Origin of the sequence: Alkalibacterium kapii (genome assembly GCF_007988865.1) — a bacterium.
GTDB classification, from domain to species: domain Bacteria; phylum Bacillota; class Bacilli; order Lactobacillales; family Carnobacteriaceae_A; genus Alkalibacterium; species Alkalibacterium kapii.
Window position 1 is genome coordinate 1 of sequence record NZ_BJUY01000014.1, and the last position, 19,139, is coordinate 19,139.

General features: G+C 39.1%; 18 protein-coding genes, 1 tRNA gene and 1 other RNA gene. 14 read left to right on the forward strand and 6 right to left on the reverse strand.

All coding sequences use genetic code 11. The features are described 5' to 3' along the window. The first annotated feature begins 4 nt into the window (after positions 1–4). Positions 5–76 (forward strand) — tRNA-Gln (locus AKA01nite_RS05905). Positions 77–146: 70 nt separating this feature from the next. Further along, the gene (locus AKA01nite_RS05910) at positions 147–329 is read left to right on the forward strand and encodes a hypothetical protein (protein ID WP_146924399.1); all 183 of its coding nucleotides are present in this window, start codon (positions 147–149) and stop codon (positions 327–329) included. 217 nt (positions 330–546) lie between these two features. Here AKA01nite_RS05910 and AKA01nite_RS05915 read toward each other — a convergent pair whose 3' ends face one another. Both AKA01nite_RS05915 and recU read right to left on the reverse strand, forming a co-directional pair. Next, positions 547–3,222, reverse strand: coding sequence for a transglycosylase domain-containing protein (locus AKA01nite_RS05915; RefSeq protein ID WP_146924400.1), 2,676 nt, complete (start codon positions 3,220–3,222; stop codon positions 547–549). Positions 3,223–3,354: 132 nt separating this feature from the next. Continuing rightward, positions 3,355–3,972, reverse strand: coding sequence for a Holliday junction resolvase RecU (gene recU / locus AKA01nite_RS05920; protein WP_146924401.1), 618 nt, complete (start codon positions 3,970–3,972; stop codon positions 3,355–3,357). A gap of 77 nt (positions 3,973–4,049) precedes the next feature. On the opposite strand from recU, the gene AKA01nite_RS05925 reads away from it, so the two are divergent. The 5 genes from AKA01nite_RS05925 (at position 4,050) to AKA01nite_RS05945 (ending at position 7,924) form a co-directional block, all read left to right on the forward strand. Next, a complete protein-coding gene (locus AKA01nite_RS05925; RefSeq protein ID WP_281282441.1) occupies positions 4,050–4,619 on the forward strand; it encodes an SLOG family protein in 570 nt (189 codons plus the stop codon). A gap of 354 nt (positions 4,620–4,973) precedes the next feature. After that, complete coding sequence (gpsB, locus tag AKA01nite_RS05930) at positions 4,974–5,288, forward strand: cell division regulator GpsB (RefSeq protein ID WP_146924403.1); 315 nt, start codon at positions 4,974–4,976, stop codon at positions 5,286–5,288. Positions 5,289–5,427: 139 nt separating this feature from the next. Further along, positions 5,428–5,799: RNase P RNA component class B (gene rnpB, locus AKA01nite_RS05935), an RNA gene on the forward strand. A 103-nt stretch (positions 5,800–5,902) separates the two neighbouring features. After that, positions 5,903–7,027 carry a THUMP domain-containing class I SAM-dependent RNA methyltransferase gene (locus AKA01nite_RS05940; protein WP_146924404.1) on the forward strand — a complete coding sequence of 375 codons (1,125 nt, stop codon included), beginning with the start codon at positions 5,903–5,905 and terminating at the stop codon, positions 7,025–7,027. A gap of 417 nt (positions 7,028–7,444) precedes the next feature. Next, a complete protein-coding gene (locus tag AKA01nite_RS05945) occupies positions 7,445–7,924 on the forward strand; it encodes a nucleoside deaminase (RefSeq protein WP_146924405.1) in 480 nt (159 codons plus the stop codon). Between the two features lie 72 nt (positions 7,925–7,996). On the opposite strand, the gene AKA01nite_RS05950 is transcribed toward AKA01nite_RS05945, so the two are convergent. Beyond that, positions 7,997–9,388, reverse strand: a complete 1,392-nt coding sequence (locus AKA01nite_RS05950; protein WP_146924406.1) for an L-cystine transporter — start codon at positions 9,386–9,388, stop codon at positions 7,997–7,999. A gap of 324 nt (positions 9,389–9,712) precedes the next feature. Here AKA01nite_RS05950 and AKA01nite_RS05955 point away from each other — a divergent pair, with 324 nt between their 5' ends. The 3 genes from AKA01nite_RS05955 to AKA01nite_RS05965 all read left to right on the forward strand — a co-directional run bounded on the left by AKA01nite_RS05955 (position 9,713) and on the right by AKA01nite_RS05965 (position 13,334). After that, positions 9,713–10,504: a mechanosensitive ion channel family protein gene (locus AKA01nite_RS05955; protein ID WP_146924407.1), complete on the forward strand. Its 792-nt coding sequence runs from the start codon at positions 9,713–9,715 to the stop codon at positions 10,502–10,504. A 298-nt stretch (positions 10,505–10,802) separates the two neighbouring features. Then, entirely contained in the window at positions 10,803–12,311 is a 1,509-nt protein-coding gene (locus tag AKA01nite_RS05960; RefSeq protein WP_146924408.1) for a DUF1846 domain-containing protein, read from the forward strand. A 48-nt stretch (positions 12,312–12,359) separates the two neighbouring features. Further along, on the forward strand, positions 12,360–13,334 hold the full coding sequence (locus tag AKA01nite_RS05965) for a diaminopimelate dehydrogenase (RefSeq protein WP_146924409.1): 975 nt from the start codon (positions 12,360–12,362) through the stop codon (positions 13,332–13,334). A 28-nt stretch (positions 13,335–13,362) separates the two neighbouring features. Here the strand turns inward: AKA01nite_RS05965 and AKA01nite_RS05970 are convergent, their stop codons facing one another. Next, positions 13,363–13,773, reverse strand: coding sequence for an RNase H family protein (locus AKA01nite_RS05970; RefSeq protein ID WP_146924410.1), 411 nt, complete (start codon positions 13,771–13,773; stop codon positions 13,363–13,365). 66 nt (positions 13,774–13,839) lie between these two features. Next, positions 13,840–14,061 (reverse strand): cold-shock protein, encoded by a 222-nt coding sequence (locus AKA01nite_RS05975; protein WP_146924411.1) that lies wholly within the window; start codon positions 14,059–14,061, stop codon positions 13,840–13,842. A 162-nt stretch (positions 14,062–14,223) separates the two neighbouring features. Here AKA01nite_RS05975 and abc-f point away from each other — a divergent pair, with 162 nt between their 5' ends. The 3 genes from abc-f (at position 14,224) to AKA01nite_RS05990 (ending at position 17,624) form a co-directional block, all read left to right on the forward strand. After that, the gene (gene abc-f / locus AKA01nite_RS05980; RefSeq protein ID WP_146924412.1) at positions 14,224–16,110 is read left to right on the forward strand and encodes a ribosomal protection-like ABC-F family protein; all 1,887 of its coding nucleotides are present in this window, start codon (positions 14,224–14,226) and stop codon (positions 16,108–16,110) included. A gap of 14 nt (positions 16,111–16,124) precedes the next feature. Beyond that, complete coding sequence (locus AKA01nite_RS05985; RefSeq protein ID WP_146924413.1) at positions 16,125–17,069, forward strand: thymidylate synthase; 945 nt, start codon at positions 16,125–16,127, stop codon at positions 17,067–17,069. A 66-nt stretch (positions 17,070–17,135) separates the two neighbouring features. Then, positions 17,136–17,624 (forward strand): dihydrofolate reductase, encoded by a 489-nt coding sequence (locus AKA01nite_RS05990; RefSeq protein WP_146924414.1) that lies wholly within the window; start codon positions 17,136–17,138, stop codon positions 17,622–17,624. Positions 17,625–17,672: 48 nt separating this feature from the next. Here AKA01nite_RS05990 and trhA read toward each other — a convergent pair whose 3' ends face one another. Next, positions 17,673–18,329, reverse strand: a complete 657-nt coding sequence (trhA, locus tag AKA01nite_RS05995; RefSeq protein WP_146924415.1) for a PAQR family membrane homeostasis protein TrhA — start codon at positions 18,327–18,329, stop codon at positions 17,673–17,675. Between the two features lie 170 nt (positions 18,330–18,499). Between trhA and AKA01nite_RS06000 the strand changes: the two genes are divergently transcribed. Continuing rightward, positions 18,500–19,135 carry a YpmS family protein gene (locus AKA01nite_RS06000; RefSeq protein WP_146924416.1) on the forward strand — a complete coding sequence of 212 codons (636 nt, stop codon included), beginning with the start codon at positions 18,500–18,502 and terminating at the stop codon, positions 19,133–19,135. The last annotated feature ends 4 nt before the right edge of the window (positions 19,136–19,139 follow it).

Consider the following 19,139-nt stretch of genomic DNA (forward strand, 5'->3'; position numbering starts at 1 on the left):
ATATTGGGCTATAGCCAAGCGGTAAGGCAGCGGGTTTTGATCCCGTCATTCCTAGGTTCGAATCCTAGTAGCCCAGTTATTTATGAACTCAGTGCAGTTGCATTGAGTTTTCTTTTTATTTTAGTTCAGAAGAAAGAGTGAGTGTTGTGACTGAAAAACACGGAAAATTCTTCATTATAATGGGGATTTTGATTTTTCTCCTTTCAATTTATATCGTTTTTAAAGATCCAATTATTGGAGGCGTTGGAATTCTTATCGGCTTATGGAATATACTGATGGGCTATAGAACGCATAAGGGGAAATCGTTTTTTGAGTCAAAAGACGAATGAATCCTGTCAATACCAAGTGCCACCTTATAAACGGAATGGACTTTTCTGAAATGATGAGGACAAAAAGTTAAACTGAATAACCAAAAAACCGATCTTATTTTTATTGCAAATAAGATCGGTTTTTTAACAGTTTGTACTTAAGAGTAATAAAAAAACGCAAGAATTTCCCAGTAAACAATTGTCGATTTACTAGGAAATACTGCGCTTTTTTTATATGCTAGTTATTGTTATTCTCTTCTGATGTTTCATTAGCATCGTCGGGCTTTTTATTGTTGTTATTATTATCGTTATTTTCGTTATTCGAACTTTGCTCATTATCTTCGGAATTTTCGTCCTTATTAGTTTCTGAATCTGAAGAAGAAGGGGAATCTTCTTTTGAGTTATTTTCTTTTTCATCAGTATTCTGATCATTATTTGAGTTAGGTTCATTTTCATTGGAATCCTGATTTTCTCCTGATTCATTTTCGCTGTTATCTTCTGACTCTTCGCCTGAATCGTCTTTTGGTTTGTCTTCAGTATCCTCATCATTTTCTGGCCCTGAAATTTCAACGGTCACTGAGGTTTCAGGCCCTGTTGTATTATAGGCCGATACAGACAATGTAATTGCCACATTTCCTCTTGGTGGTTCTGACATCCGGTACTCAGTATTATTTAGTGTAGTGACCGAGTTGTTGATAGACAGATTATACGAGACGTTTTCATCGTCATTTTCTAAAGTATATTCATCCCAAGACACTATCAGCTCGTCGTTATTTTTATCGTATTCAGCACTAAGACCTGTTGGAGTATTAAGCTCTCTTCCATAATTAAGGGACTTTTCAGTAGGGATATTTCCTTCGACAAATAATTCTGTAATCAACTGACTTTCAGGTGTGTTCGGACCAGGTAACTTGGCAGGGTCTGTGCCTTTTTCAACTGTAACGGTTTTTACAGAAGCAGGTTTTTGCCAGTCTTTGTTTTCTTTATTCCTTGAAACGTACTGCATAATCTCTTGGTAGATACGCCGTGGAATTAGACGGGACTGGTCCTCAAATGAAAGGTAGCCATCTTTTTTACTATCAAAACCTGTCCAGACAGCTAAAGAGTAGTTAGTTGTATAACCTGTATACCAGGAATCTGGAACGGCTCCAGATGGGTACCCCAATTCGTTAAGCTCGTCAGTGGTAAAGTTAGTCGTTCCAGTCTTTCCAGCTTGGGGAATATTTCCCAGGCCTACATAGTTGGAGTAGTTATCAGCCACGTCTTTCAGCATGTCTGTAATCATATAAGCGGTATAATCAGACATTGCCTGATTTGTTTCAGGAGTCAAGTCGATTTCCTGTCCGTCTTGTGTAATGACTTTCGACACCGCATAGGGCTCAGTATACTGACCACCATTGGCAAAAGCAGCGTAAGAAGAGGCCATTTGGAGCGTGCTCATTTCACCATTATAAGCGTTCTGTGGAACCAGTACTCCTTCATTTGACATTTGATCGATAGGAATGCCCAGATTCGTCATGAACGCTTCGATCTGATTCATTTCGAGATCTTCATTAAATAATTTTGCGGTCGGTACATTTCGAGAATCGACCAGCGATTCGCGCATGCTTATTTGACCTTTGTATTGTCTGTCATAGTTGCGCGGTGAAAAATCAGTTCCGGGAATAGTGTACTCTTCATCAACGATTTGATGATACGTTGAGTATTTTAAATATTCAATTGCCGGACCGTATGTCGACAAGGGTTTTATTGTTGAACCTGTTTGTTTGATCTGAGTTGCCCGGTTTTGACCTAAGAGAATTTGTGTGTTCCGGCCACCACCTAATGCAGCTATTTTACCTGTATCTGCTTCTACAAGAGAGAGGCCAGCTTCGACACCATCTTTGATGTAATCGACGTATTCATCTGAATTCAAAACATCAAAAACATGTTTTTGTGCGTCCATATCAATATTAGTATGAATGGTTAATCCAGCTGTATTAGGATTTAAATTAGTTTTTTCTCCGACTTCGTCCAAGACCCTCATTAGATAAGCATCAATGACTAAAGCATTGCTATCAGATTCCGTCTGTTCAACGAGACCTTCGTCTATAGGCGTATCATAAGCTTTTTGAGCCTCTTCATCTGTGATATGACCTTCTTCAAGCATTACGCTGATAACTGTATCGCGTCTTTCTTTTGCCAATTCAGGATTAGCGTATGGACTATATCGGTTAGGTGCCTTAGCCATACCTGCAAAGAGGGCGGCCTCATGTATTTCAAGTTCGCTGACCGGTTTATCATAATATTCTTCAGCTGCTGTTGCGACTCCATAGACATTTCCAGCCATATGGATTTTATTTAAATACAAGGTCATGATTTGTTCTTTGGATTTTTCTCTTTCGAGTTGCAGAGCGAGCCAGGCTTCCTGAGCTTTTCTCTCCAACGTCTGATCGGCTCGTTCTGTAGAGAAAACAGATAATTTTACTAATTGCTGGGTTATAGTACTTCCGCCGCCGACGATCTGTCCTTGATTCGTGACATAGCCCAAAGCTGCGCGCGCAATACCAATGGGGTCGATTCCTATATGGTCATGAAAGCGCTGATCTTCAATGGCCGTCATAGCATCGATCATCACTTCAGGGTATTCGTTCGCTTCTGCATATTCACGGTTCTCTCCGCCAAGCGTATAGAAAATGTCACCATCTCGGTCAACTAATTCAGTTGAGAATGTTCCCACTAAATCTTCTTCTGTTAGTTCGGGCGCATTGGAAGCATAGTAGGTGAATAGCGCTCCGCCAGCAATAATGACTAGTAAAAAGACAGTAATGAGAGCAAGTATGATACGTTTCAACCACGTCTTAGGTTTTGTTGCATTATTTTTTTTTGATGATTTTTTATAATCTTTTCTAGATATACCTTTTTTTTCTGACATAATAAGCTCCTTTAATATTAAATGCAAGATTTGATATAGTAAAAAATGATGAGTCATTTCTTTAGAGAATGACTTTACACTATTATATGAAGATAGTCAACAAGCGTAAGAGTATTATGATCGTTACTGCTTTTATTTGGTGAGCATACGGTCAAGGACGTCCAGGTAGGGCAGGCGCGGAGAAAAGCCGTAATGAATTTCAGCCCCTTCACTTATGATGTTCTCCAAAGGGATCGATTTCCGACTGTCGTTTTCAAACTGCTGACGCCACCATTTATAAATAGTTGAAAAATCCATTAGAAAGACACGGTTGAGTGTGCTGAATCTTATAATAACGAAACATATCCCCCCATGTTCATAACATTTTTGCATATGTTCCAGCTGGTGTTCATGAAAGTTTTTTAAAGGAAAGGAGGTTTTGTTCCGCGTTTCCTTGGCCTCAAAATCGATATAACGCCCTTTATATATGCCGTTATAATCTGTTGTCGATGCGCGGCGGTAGTATGCTTCAGTGATTTTTGCGGCACTTCTTCTTGGATAGTCAACGTTGACGACTTGAATAGGAATCGGTTTTTTATGAATGACTGCCTGATTGCTCTGTAGATAATACTCATTGGTCACATTTAAATCCTCTTCCAGTGTCATCCCCCTTTTGCTGAAGGATACCTTCTTTTTCTTTAGTTGATTTCTGTTATGCTTTTTGTCATTATTAGTACGATAAGGTTTTCCGTTTGGATACCGAATAGTCATTGTGTTCACAGCCTTAAAATGATATATACCCAGTTTACCAAACAAAGACACAAGAATGTAGAAAGGAGATCGATTTTATCAAAAACTTATATGTTAGCGGCTATCGTTCTTATGAGTTATCCATTTTCAAAGCCGACGATCCTAAAGTGGATTATATTAAAAAATTTTTCAAAAGAAAACTCATTGAATACATCGAACAAGGGTTGGAATGGGTCATCATTTCAGGGAATTTAGGAACAGAATTATGGGCGGGAGACGCTGCTCTGAAATTAAAAATGGATTATCCAGAGTTGAAGCTTGCCGTCTTACTTCCTTATACAAACTTTTCAAGTAAGTGGAACGAAATCAATCAAGGGTACTATAATTCAATCATCGAGCGTGCCGATTACGTGAATTATACGTCAAATGAAGATTATGCTAATCCGGGACAACTAAAGAATAATCAGACGTTTATTATCCGAAATACAGATGGATGTTTGCTTTTTTATGACTCAGAGCATGAAGGCAAGTCACTTTACTTTTATGAACAAGCCTTGAAATACCAAGAAAGACATGAGTATCGAATAGAAACAATATCATTTGATGAATTGCAGTGGTTTGTAAATGATTTAGTGGAAGAAGAACATTTTGAAGAGGAACAGTATTAAAGTTATATGATAGTATACAGAGTCATATGATAATGATACACCTCGAAATGAACAGCCATTAGAGACTGGAAAGTTGACAGTATTTACTTTTATAATAATAAATAAGAAATATGGTTAGTAACGTTTATCTATCCTGGATTATATCAAAAATAAAAAATTAAAGGAATCCTCGAAAAATGACAAGTTTAATAGGCAATATTGTAAGAATAGAAGAAATAAAACAAGTTTAGTAGACCAAATCTTCACTTTTAGTCTTATATTTGCTATAATACTTACAGTAGTAGATTCAGATGATGCAATTGATTTCAACTATTTCTTTATAATATTATTGAGAGTATAAGATGGGGTGTAAGTATGGACAGAGAATTGACCCAAAAAGAGATTCTGGAAAAAGATTTTAAAACTAAAATGCGTGGGTATGATCCAGCAGAAGTGGACGAATTTCTTGATGTTGTCATCAGAGATTATGATAATTTTCAAAAAGAAATCGAACAACTGAAAATTGAGAATGACCGGCTTCTTGATAAAGTTGATGAGCAGGCTAAACAGATGAGCACTCAGAGTTCAGGTTCTGGCCAGACGAGTTCAGCAGTATCAAATTTTGATATACTCAAACGTCTATCTAATTTGGAGCGACATGTTTTCGGATCTAAATTAGATAATGAATAAGAAAAAATATAAGCGGAAAACTTAACAAGCTTACTTTCACATAAATAATAGGCTTGAGTCCTGACTGGATTGTTTCTTTTGAAGGATGAATACTCTATTTCTGTAAAGGTAATTGCGGTTTGTTACGCTTATAATAGTACATCACGGATGATCGCGCAGTTTTTAAACTGTGAGGAAAGTCCATGCTCACACAAGCTGCGATGCTTGTAGTGTTCGTGCGCAGCGAAAAAATAAGCTGCGGCTCCCAGGAATGGGATGACGGCAGGAAAAAGAGCTAAGGGGAGAACCTATGCTTGAGTACCCTTGAAAGTGCCACAGTGACGAAGCAGACCTGGAAACGTGTCTGGTGGAACGCGGTAAACCCCTCGAGTGAGCAACCCAAACTTTGGTCGGGGCACTTTTCTCCTGGAAATGAACAGAGAGAAGAGGCAGAGCATTTATGCTCGTGCAGACAGATGATCATCTCGGATGAGGCTTACCGCCTTGTCTAGACAGAACATGGCTTACAGTGATGTACATAGTGGCGAAATCCTCTCTTTAAAGGGAGGATTTCTTTACGTAAACATAAAGATAAGACATACTAGAAAGTAGAAATTAAGAGAGGTGGCAGATAGATGACGTATAAATTGCTCGCTACAGCCGCAAGTGGATTAGAGGCCCTTGTTGGAGATGAACTAAAAAAGTTAGGCTATACCGTTCAAGTAGAAAACGGACGTGCACGATTTGAAGGTGGTAAAGAAGATATTGCCAAAGCCAATTTATGGCTCCGGACAGCTGATCGCGTGAAAATCATTGTAGGGGAGTTTGAAGCTAATACATTCGATGATCTGTTTGAACAGACGAAGGCACTGCCCTGGGATGATTATTTGTCTATGGATGCGGCATTTCCTGTCAGTGGAAAATCGATCAAGTCGACGCTCTACAGTGTTCCAGACGTGCAGCGTATCGTGAATAAAGCGATCGCTGAAAAAATCAAAGATGTTTATCATAGAAGAGGGATGCTGCCGGAAACGGGTGCAAAATTCCCGATCGAAGTAGCGATCAGAAAAGACAAAGTCCTGCTTACAATCGACACAACAGGCCCGAGTTTATTTAAGCGCGGTTACCGTATCGATAAAGGCGGCGCTCCTATCAAAGAGAATATGGCCGCAGCCTTGATCATGCTGACGACCTGGCGTAAAGACCGCCCATTCGTCGACCCAACGTGTGGTTCAGGCACCATCCCGATCGAAGCAGCACTCATCGGACATAATATCGCTCCGGGATTCAATCGGTCATTCTTATGTGAAGACTGGGAATGGATGTCTAAAGACTTATGGCAGAAGGTGCGCCGTGAAGCAGATGAACAGGCAGATTATGATGTAGAACTGGATATTCTTGGTACAGATATCGATGGTCGCATGATCGAGATCGCTAAAGAAAATGCTTTGGAGGTAGGTCTTTCGCACAGCATCCAGTTCAAGCAGATGCAGGTCTCCGATTTTACCACCGACAAGAAGTTCGGAATCATCGTTTCCAATCCACCATATGGTGAGCGGTTGGGGGATCCTGAAGAAGCGTATCAAATTTACCGTGACATGGGTAAAGCCTTCAAACCCCTTGAGACATGGAGTAAATACATTATAACGAGTGACTTGGACTTTGAAGAACATTACGGGAAAAAAGCAACCAAGAAACGTAAACTCTATAATGGTTACCTGCGTACAGATTACTTCCAATACTGGGGAAAACGTAAATAGAACTGCTATAAGCACAATGAGACTGATTATTCTTAGTCGCTTTGTGCTTTTTTACTTATAAAGCTCTGAGACCGATCGCTTGAAACTTGTGGAAATAATTGAATCAGAAGCATATTGAGTAAAGTGTGCTCACTTAGAAGATGAAAAGTAGCTACTATTTGACCTTTATAACAACTTAAATCTCACATTTTCAAAAAACTTATTGTAAAAGCGATATAGGAACAAGTTATTCGATGAAACGCACAAAAACGTGTCACTATCACCTGCAACACAAACAGTAAAGCTAGTATCTTTACGAAAATAAAGAGCTATCTAGTTTATCTCTTATAAAATATTTATCGAGAAGCAGAAGTTCATTAATTTGAAGTTGGTCGGCGATTATTATACGATATGAGTAAATAAACAGGAGGCCAACGAATGATTACAAAAGAAGATCGACCGTTTTTAAAGCGAAGTGATGAATTAGCTGAAGAAGGCCTGAATAAAGGTGATGCGCCTTTTGGATCGGTTCTTGTATCTTCAGATGGAAAAATCTTATTCGAAAATCATAATCATATAGGCGGAGGCGATGCGACACGTCACCCAGAATTTGCCATCGCTCGCTGGGCAGCTGAAAATCTTTCACCCGAAGAACGAGCTGAGGCCGTTGTCTATACGTCTGGTGAACATTGTTCCATGTGCTCATCTGCTCATGGATTGGTAGGCCTTGGACGAAACGTATACGTGAGTTCAACTGAACAATTGAAAGCCTGGAAGAAAGAATGGGGCGTCGACAAAGGACGACTAAAAGGCTTAGCTATCGAAGAGGTTATAAAAGATACGCAAGTTGATGGACCAGATGAAGAATTGTCAGAAAAAGTGAAACAGTTGCAAGCGAGATACTATAACCTTGGATAAGATGAAAATAAAAAAGGCAGTGCGTCAGATCTTAGACGCACTGCTTTTTTTTCTGTATAAAGAATGACTTGCTTAAATTTCTTCTTGAAGAACAAGATTTTTATCATTCATCATTGACTCATCAAACTGTTTGATGGTCTTAGATGAAATAACACCTGCGACGATGCTGTCGTTGACATTTAACATTGTTCTAGCCATATCTATAATTGGCTCAACAGAAATAACGAGACCGACGATTGAAATAGGTAAACCCAGAGATCCTAAAACAATCAGTGCCGCAAAGGTTGCACCGCCCCCAACACCGGCAACACCAAAGGAACTAATTGCGACAACTGCCATAATAGTCAGGATATAGGTAGGATCTGTAATGTCTATACCCACAGTCGGTGCAATAATAGCAACCAGTGTAGCGGGATAGATACCGGCACACCCGTTTTGTCCAATCGATAAACCAAAAGTACCTGCAAAGTTTGCCGAAGCATAATCAACACCCAGGACCTTTGTCTGTGTTTCAATATTCAATGGCAATGTTCCTGCACTTGATCGTGAAGTAAAAGCGAAAGTGAGGACTGGCCATACTTTTTTCACATAAGTGATCGGATTCACCTTGAAGCCAGCTAATATCGCCAAATGAATGAGAAACATCACCGCAATGGCTGTATAGGACGCTGCTACAAAAAGGCCTAAATTGATTAATGCCTGGAAATTACTGGTAGCTATTGCTTTCGTCATCAAAGCAAAGATACCATAAGGAGACAAGCGCAGCACTAACGTGACGATGCGCATGACGATAGCATACAAACTGTCAATTATTTTTTTGAAAAATTCTGCTTGTTCAGGATCTTTTCTTTTGATGCCCAAATAAGCTGTACCTACGAACGCTGAAAAGACTACGACCGCGATCGTACTCGTACTTCTCGAATTAGATAAATCTGCAAAAACGTTACGGGGAACGAAACTTGTGATCTGTTCAGGAATAGTCAAATCGTCAACGGCTGTCTGACTTTCCCTTAATTGTTCAATACGTGCATTTTCCTGGTCGCCTTGAACGAATTCAGCACCATCTAAGTTGAAAGCCATCACACTCAATACACCGATCAATGCTGCAACGGCAGTGGTGGCAATCAAAGTGACAAGGACGGATGAACTGATTTTACCAAGGTCTTTACTTCCCTGAATTTTCGTGAAGGCACCGATAATCGAAACAAAGATCAAAGGCATGATCAGCATCTGTAAGAAGCCGACATAACCATTGCCTACAATGTTTATCCATTCCATTGCACCATTTGTAATCGTGTTTTCTGCTCCGAAGATGAGCTGTAGAGCTCCGCCGAACAGAATACCTGCGCCTAGACCGATAAATACGCGTGTTGAAAACTTGACATGTTTTTGTTGAAGTTTCCATAATCCGAACAGTATCAGAACAAAAACGATCAGCACACTAATTATTCCAAAGATTGTCATAAAATATCTCTCCTTTAATTTCTTTTCTATAGAAAAGGTATGTCATAGGGTTAAAGGCCCCAGATATCGTTTTTTCCGAAACTCTATCCGTTTTATTCTTTTGAAGTCAAACGAGACCATCCTATAATAACTTGTGCACAACCGAAATGCAAATGATGTGAGTGGGTTTTTGCAATTATTTTTACTTCAATATAGTATATCGGTCAAAAAAAGCTTTTTTGACTCGTATGCAAAACGAAATGACAGTTTATTTATTAAAAAGAAGATAATTATGTTATGATAAAAAAGTTGATAACTCATTACATATTAAGGAGAGAGTAAAAGATGGATTGGATTGATCGTATTGTAGAAATGGGAATCTCACTGGGTCTGGCAGTCGTCACTTTGCTTGTAGGACTAGCAGTGATAAAGGTATTAGTCAATTTTATCAGTAAGCAGATAACGAAGTCAAAATTGGATGAAAGTTTGAAGCCCTTCATTGTCTCTGTCATCAATATCGGATTGAAGCTTGTTTTAGTCGTGAGTGTTGTGGGGATACTGGGCGTACCAACTGCTTCTTTCGTTGCTATTTTAGGTTCTTTTGGATTAGCTTTGGGACTAGCCTTTCAAGGTTCGCTATCGAATTTAGCTGGAGGCGTATTACTTTTGACTATGCGTCCTTTCAAAGTAGGAGATTATATTGATGGTGCTGGATATAGTGGAACTGTAAAAGCTATCCAGATACTTTACACAGAATTAGTTACGCCAGATAATAAAATGATATATGTGCCCAATGGCAATTTATCCAATTCAGGGATCGTTAATTATTCTGTACATGAAACGCGCCGGGCCGATTTCGTCTTTGGTGTGGGGTATGAGGCCGATAATCAGCACGTACTGAAGACACTTCAAGCTATCGTGTCAGAACACCCGGATGTGCTGCTTGACCCTGAGCCCTTTATTCGGCTATCAGGACATGGGGACAGCGCAGTGGAGTACACCGTTAGGGTCTGGACTAAGGCAGAAGACTACTGGGTTGTTCATTTTGATATAATGGAAACAGTCAAAACCAAGTTTGACGAAGAGAATATTTCTATCCCTTACCCGCAGATGGATGTTCATACGTTAGATAGCTAATTGAAGACAGAGAAATCTGTTTAGGGGTCGCCCTTAATTTTATCGAATCAAATTGAGTCAGTGAAAGGGTGAAGACAGTCGAAGCAGCTGTTTTCACCTTTTTTAGTTTTGTTGACTCGCAGATCAGTTGTACAGACAAAAGGATAGATGTGTAATTTCACAGAAGAAAACTGAGTACAAAATATACAAATGATCAGATAAAGGTGTGTGAGTGGCAAACAAAATATAAAAAGTATAGGGACTGTTATCGATCAATGATATAATGTAACGGAGCGAAAAAGGGAAATGGAGGACGATTATGTATAATGTAGGATTTGATACAGAAAAATATTTGAAGGAACAATCCGCACACATTCTTGAACGTGTAGAAAACAGCGAGAAATTATACCTGGAGTTCGGTGGGAAACTGATCGGCGACAAACATGCTAAACGGGTTCTTCCGGGATTTGACGAAGATGCCAAGATGAAATTGTTAGCTACATTGAAAGACAAAGCTGAAATCATTATCTGTGTCTATGCAGGAGATATTGAGCGGAATAAAATAAGGGGAGATTATGGAATAACTTATGATCGGGATGTCTTGCGTCTAATCGATGAATATAGAGCGTATGGCATTCCTGTAAACAGTGTTCTTATCACGCGTTATCAGGAACAGCCAAATGTTAAAATATTTATGTCTAAGCTTGAACGCAGCGGGATCGTTGTCCATACCCACCGAGAAATTTATGGATATCCGACCAATGTAGAAGCAATCGTAGGTGAAGAGGGATTTGCAAAAAATCCGTACATTGAAACAACTAAACCACTGGTAGTTATTACAGCGCCTGGAGCAGGCAGCGGGAAACTGGCAACGTGTCTGAATCAGCTCTATCATGAATATGCTCAGGGGAATAAAGCCAGTTATGCAAAATTCGAGACATTTCCAGTCTGGAATATGCCAATAAAGCATCCGGTGAACATTGCTTACGAAGCGGCCACAGTGGATCTTAATGACGTCAATATGATGGACAACTATCACTACGAGGCATACCGGGAAGTTGCAGTGAATTATAACCGGGATGTAGAAATGTTTCCTGTCATCAAAAGAATCATAGAAAAAATCACTGGGAAACCATCTGTTTATAAATCCCCAACAGATATGGGAGTCAACCGTTTGAAATCTGGAATCACAGATGAAGCGGTCGTTATAAAAGCTGCTAATGAAGAGATTATCAGACGAGCCTTTGCTGTAGAAAATGATTACAAAAAAGGTTTGGCTGATAAAGACACACTTCGCCGTATCCAGTTGATCCTGGAAGAGTCAGATTTAAAAAAAGAGCACCGTGCTCCTGTTAAAATAGCGCGTGACTATGCCGGAAAAGTACAGAAAAGACTAAACGATACCAACCTTCAAGCGGTTATAGCGATCGAATTAAACAGTGGTGAAATCATTACGGGACGCACAACAGCACTTATGGATGCCTCGGCTGCTGCCGTAGTCAATGGTCTAAAAGTACTGGCTAACATTTCCGACGAGATTGATTTGCTGGCACCTATGATACTGGAAACGATCCAGCGTTTGAAAACAGAGGAATTGAACAGTAAAGTACCGACCTTGTCTGCTAACGAACTCCTTATTGCTCTCGCCATCAGTGCTGTAACGAACCCGACGGCACAGCTTGCCTACAATCAATTAGACAAACTAAAAGATACCCAAGCTCATTCGACGGTGATCATGAATCATGAAAACCAGCAGACGTTAAAAATGCTTGGAATGGAAGTGACAAACGACCCGGTCTATCCGAATGAAAAGTTGTATTATAATTAAGAGTAAGGACAGTAAGATGGAAGAAAATTTGAATAAAAAGGTGATGTTATGAAAAAAACACGAATTGGAATAGTAGGTTATGGTAATTTAGGTAAAGGCGTAGAAGCAGGACTCAAACATTCACCAGACTTGGAGTTGACAGGAATATTTACCAGACGTCAGCCGGATCAGCTGGAAACCTTGTCGCCTGCGTATTCTATAGATAAGCTCATAGATTTTAAAAATAGTATCGATGTTCTGATTCTTTGTGGAGGGTCTCAAAAAGATATTCCATTGCAGGCGCCGGAACTCGCTCAAACATTTAATACCGTAGACACATACGACAACCATAATGAGATACCTGTACACTTTGAAAGGCTTGACAAGGTTGCTAAAGAAAACAAAACGGTAGCCGTGCTTTCAACCGGCTGGGATCCAGGCTTATTCTCTTTGAATCGATTGATTGCAGAAGCTATTATGCCAAAAGGAGAGACGTACACGTTTTGGGGTCCTGGGCTGAGTCAGGGACATAGCGATGCTGTCAGACGTGTAAAAGGGGTTAAAAACGCAGCCCAGTATACCGTGCCCAAAAAAGAACGGGTCGATAAAGTAAAAGACAAGCAGCCTATTCATTATAATAAAAAAGAGGCGCATAAGCGCGTCGTTTATCTTGTTTTAGAAGAAGGTGCTGATGAAAGTAAAGTCAAAGAAGCGATTATCTCGATGCCTGATTATTTTCAAGGTTATGAAACAAAAATCACGATACTCGATCAGGATACCCTCGACAAGGACCATCAGGGAATGCCTCATGGTGGGACAGTAATCAGGCAAGGAAAGACGACAGATGAAAATACTGCAATCTATCAGTTTGGTCTCGACCTGGATTCCAACCCAGAATTTACAGCAGCAGTTACGATAGCTTATGCTCGTGCGGCAGCCCGATTAGCGAAAGAAAGACAATATGGTGCCAAGACTGTTTTTGATATTGCTCCTGGCTATCTTTCACCTGAAAGTCCTGAAGACTTAAGAAGAAAGTTACTCTAAAAAAAGGTAGAAAGTTGAGTTGAAAGACTCACTTTCTACCTTTTCTTTGTTTAGCTAAAGCTTGCTTAGCCATATTGTCTGCTCCTTTATTTTCTTTTTCAGGTATCCGTTTCACTTCATAAAAGGACAGTGAATTTAGCGAAACGATAATTGACTGGAAAACAGCCTTATATTTTTCATTTTTTATATAGTTTTTCTCTATCGAATCGGCGACAAGCTGACTATCTGTATGAAAAATCACCCATTCTTCTTTGCGGTCATTACTGATCGGCCAGTCAACGGCAAATTTGAAAGCCTGAAGTTCGGCCAAATGGTTGTCTTCAGTGAATGGCAGTGGAAAGCTTAATTGCTTGTATACATCTCTACCGACGATGATTAGTCCTGTCCCGGTCAACTGCTCTTTAGGAGAAACAGCCGCATCGCTGTAAATTTTCAGCATGTAAAACCCTCCATTGATTTTAAATAGAAAAAGCCAGCTTCAAAAGAAAACTGGCTCGGTGTTTATTTAATTGTTATCATTAACGGTTTCAACGACACTTACATTCGTAGCTTGAGGTCCACGAGAGCCTTCCACAATATCAAATTCTACAGTCTGGCCTTCATTCAAAGCTTTGTATCCTTCCATGTTTAATCCGGTAAAATGAACGAATACATCATCTTCTTCATTATACTCAATAAAGCCATAACCTTTCTGATTATTAAACCATTTTACAGTCCCTATAGTCATCGTTTTCCCCCTAATGATTCCTTTAATATAAGTACTTATAATTACCAGTATAAAGTATAACGCTTACAGAGTCAACGATGGCATTACTCAAAAGTTTAAGTGAAAAAGCACCAGTAGATATGCTAGAATGGGGAAGAGTCTATCGTTAAGGAGAATTGAGCTATGAAAGAATGGAAAATCGAAAAGTTAAAGCATTCATATGGTATAAAGACCTTGTTTGAGGACGTATCTTTTTCAATTCAAGAAAAAGAAAGAATTGGATTGATCGGAGTGAATGGCACGGGTAAAACAACCTTTTTAAAAATCATTGCAGGTTTAGAGAAGCCAGACCAGGGAGAAATTACACGTCCCGGTGACTACAGTATCAATTATTTAAGCCAGAAGAATGAGCTTGATGCTGAGAAAACGATTTTTGACGTCGTATTCGACCGAGATACTCCCATGATCAAAGCAGCGAAATACTATGAGGAAATACTGAAAAAGTTAAGTGATAATCCCACTGATTCAAAAATACAGGAGTCTTTTACTGAGGCAGAAAAAAAAATGAACCAGGAAGATGCTTGGAACATTAACGCCCGAGCCAATTCTATACTAAATAAATTGGGGCTCAAAGATAGCGGGAAACGCATTGGAGAGTTATCAGGCGGACAGAAAAAAAGAGCAGCCTTAGCTCAAGTGCTTATTCAAGAGCCGGACCTGCTTATTCTTGATGAACCGACAAACCATCTTGATTTTCAGATGATTGAATGGCTGGAGGGATATCTTTCAGGATACCGTGGATCGCTTTTATTGGTTACCCACGATCGCTACTTCCTGGACAGGGTCGTTAATAAAATCGTGGAACTGAATAATGGAGAACTGGAAAATTATCCTGGTAATTATCAACAGTATATAGAGTTGAAGGCTGAGAAAGAAATGGATGAGCAACGTATCGCTCATAAACAGAAGCAATTATATAAGCAGGAACTTGCCTGGATGCGTGAAGGGGTAAGAGCGCGTGGGACGAAACAAGAAGCGCGCAAACAACGCTTTAAAACACTTGAGGGTCAAGTGAAATCCCAGGAGAAGGAGTCAGAACTTGAACTTCAACTTTCAGGAACCCGATTAGGGAAAAAAGTTCTTGAATTAAAAGAAGCTTCAAAACAAATTGAAACGACTCTTATTTTAGATAATTTCAATTTACTTATTCAGCAAACTGACAGAATTGGTATCACTGGTACCAACGGCTCGGGAAAAACAACTTTTTTAAATATACTAGCAGGTGAAGAAGAACTTTATGCAGGTATCATCTCAATAGGTGAAACGGTTAAAATAGGCTATTACAAGCAGATCAATGAAGCGCTTGATGAAGATAAGCGAGTGATCACATATTTAAGAGAAATCGCAGAAGAAGTCAAACTATCGGATGGTTCGTCGATCAGTGTATCACAGCTTCTCGAACGTTTTCTTTTTAAACGTTCAATGCACGGCTCTCCGATAAATAAACTGTCAGGTGGAGAAAAAAGACGCTTGTACCTTTTGAAAATACTGATGCAGCAGCCGAATGTTCTCTTGCTCGATGAGCCAACAAATGATCTCGACGTACAGACTCTGACGATTCTAGAAGAATTTATTGATCAATTTGGTGGAGCAGTTATTGCAGTATCACATGATCGATATTTTATCGATAAGATTTCAAATAAATTACTCGTTTTCAAAGGTAATGGTGAGATCGAAGAAACCTTTGACTCTTTAACTGAATATCTTGAAAAACATAATCAGAGTAAAAGAGAAAAAAATAGTGAAACAAAAAAGAAGACGGTTAAGCAAACTGAAAAGAAACCCGTCAAAGAAAAAACCACTTTAACTTACATGGAAAAGAAAGAATGGGAAACGATTGAAGCAGAAATAGAAACCCTTGAAGTGGAAATCGAAGAAACGCAAAAAATGATGGAAGACGTTGTTTCTGATCATATGAAATTAAAGGAATTGACAGATAAACAATCTGAATTGACTCGAAAATTAGAAGAAAAATACAGCAGATGGGAATACCTGGCACAATATGTTTAGAGGAGTGATTAAGGGTGGAAAAAGAATACTTGGATTTAGCAGAACGTATCCTGAATGAGGGTACAGAAAGAAATGATCGAACAGGGACTGGTACAAAATCTATATTCGGTCATCAGATGCGCTTTGATCTTCAAAAAGGGTTTCCTTTACTTACGACGAAGCGTGTTTATTTCAAATTAATCAAAAGTGAACTTTTGTGGTTCTTGAAAGGAGATACAAATATTCGCTTTTTACTGGAAAATAATAACCATATCTGGGACGAATGGGCTTTTCAAAAATATGTAGAGAGCAAGGATTATACTGGCCCGGATATGACAGATTTTGGTCTGCGCTCGCAGTCTGACTCTGATTTCAATGACGTATACAAGAATGAGATGGCTTTGTTTAGAGAGCGTATACTGACTGATGGTGATTTTTCTGCTAAATATGGGTCACTGGGGAATGTGTATGGTGCTCAGTGGCGATCCTGGCAGAAAAAAGATGGTGGAGTGATCGACCAAATTAAAAATGTAATTGAATCGATTAAAGAAAACCCTATGTCCAGACGTCACATTGTTTCAGCCTGGAATCCTGAAGAAGTTCCGTCAATGGCTCTGCCGCCTTGTCATACATTGTTTCAGTTTTATGTTGATGATAATAAGCTGAGTTGCCAGCTCTACCAGCGAAGTGGAGATGTGTTCCTAGGTGTTCCCTTTAATATTGCCAGTTATGCCCTTTTAACACATCTTATTGCCCAGGAGACCAATTTGGAAGTGGGAGAGTTTATTCATACATTGGGTGATGCCCACCTTTATTTAAATCACATGGAACAAATCACCAAGCAGCTATCTAGAGAACCGAGAGAATTGCCCAAATTATTGTTGACAAAAGATAAAAGTATTTTTGATTTTGAGATGGATGATATCAAGGTAGTGGATTACCATCCACATAAAGGAATCAAAGCACCAATTGCCGTGTAACTAGCATAAAGTTGCATCAAGAGACTAATTAGTTTCTTGATGCAACAAAACCAAAGGAGTGTTGATATGATAACATTTGTCTGGGCAGAAGATGAGAATGGACTGATTGGCAGTAAAGGCAATCTTCCCTGGCATCTGCCAGCTGATATGCAGTTTTTTAAAAAGGTGACGTTAACTGGTGACGTCGTAATGGGTAGAAAAACTTTGGAAAGCATACCAAACCCACCTTTAAAAAACAGAAAAAATATTGTGCTAACTTCTAAACATGATCTTGATTTCAAAGAAGGCGTGATTTGCCATTCCAAAAAAGAGATTATGGAAGAAGTGAAACATTCAAAAAAACCTCTTCATGTTATTGGAGGCGTATCATTGTTTAAGCTTTTCATAGATGACGTAGACATGCTTTACCGGACTGTCATCCATGACTCGTTTGAAGGAGAAACCTATATGCCGGAAATCGATTACTCGGAATTTGAACTGATTGAAGAGGAAGAAGGCACGGTTGACGTAAAGAACAAGTATCCGCATACCTTTCAAATTTTTAAAAGAAAATAGTAAACAGAGCATCATTCGCAAGCGAATGATGCTCTGTTTGGTTTTAAATCAAGTGTAGAGGTATATAGAGAAAAACATAAATATCGTGCCCGTCAAAACAAATAAATGCCAGACGACATGCATATATTTCACATGTTTTAATCTATAAAATAGAGCGCCCACCGTAAATGCCAGTCCACCTGCCACAAGCCAGACAAAACCATTTGGTCCGAGTCCTCTGTATAGATAATTGATAAAGAACAGAGAAATCCACCCCATTGCAATATAGAGCCAAAGGGAAAGTCCCTGAAATTTTTCGAACCAGACCGTTTTATACAAAACGCCGAACACAGCGATCGACCATATGAGTGTTGTCAGGAAAGCACCTAACTTACCACCTATCGTAATTAGAGTATACGGAGTGTACGTACCGGCAATGAGTAGAAAAATGCTGCTGTGATCAATGATACGCAATATATTTCTGGCCCGTGTAAAAGTGAAGCTGTGATATAAAGTGCTCGATAGATAAAGCAATATGAGGGAGACACCATAAATCGTATAAGAAGTGACCTCCAAAGCGCCACCCATCTCAAGGCCTTTTTGAATCAGAAAAACTAGACCGATGATACTTAGAATTACACCTATACCATGTGTCACGGCATTAAGTACTTCATTAGTTATAAGATAGGCTTTTGTATGTGAAGATGTATTTGATCTATTTGACATGAGCTTCCTCCTTAAAACGGTTACTTTCTGTACGAATATACAAAATTTTGTTATACTACTATAGAAAGAAAAGTCGTTTTCCCGATTTCAATCTATTATAACATAGAAAAAATCGGACACACAAAAAATACGTTACGTATTTTAAATTCTTAAGAAGGAGGGAGTGCCATTTGACGGATAGACGAGGGAGTCGGTCAGTGAAAAAAACAAGTCCGGGGTGGAAATGGGCCTTTATTTTATTACTTGGTATCAATATTGGCATCATCATCTGGCTTACTGTTCGTCTTGATCTTTTTACAGAATCTGAAACGATAGATATTAGCGAGACAGAGACGCTCGTCGATTCAAATGACAGGATAGATTTTGACCTGGTTACTGATAAATCAGAAGTCAGTAAAGTCACAAATATCTTTCTTGATAAAGAACTAGATGACCGATTTTCTGGTTATACTCTTGAAATCGAAGATTTAATAGAACTAAAAGGACCTTTAAATATTCTAGGTTTTGAAGTAGATTTTGGTCTGTTTATGGAACCGCTTGTTATGGATAACGGAAACTTGCAGTTGCGTATACAGCGGATCCAGCTCGGATCTTTTGATCTTCCTCAGGATATAGCTATGAATATATTGGATCGACAATTAGAATTGCCTGAATGGATTAGAATCAATAGTGAAGAAGGCTATATTCTCGTTGCATTTGACCAATTTTCTCTAGAAAATAATGTGCAGTTTGAGATGAAAAAAATCGATCTTCCAGAAAATGATATCAGGATCAATATTATTTTGCCTGAAGAAGCTATAAAATGATATA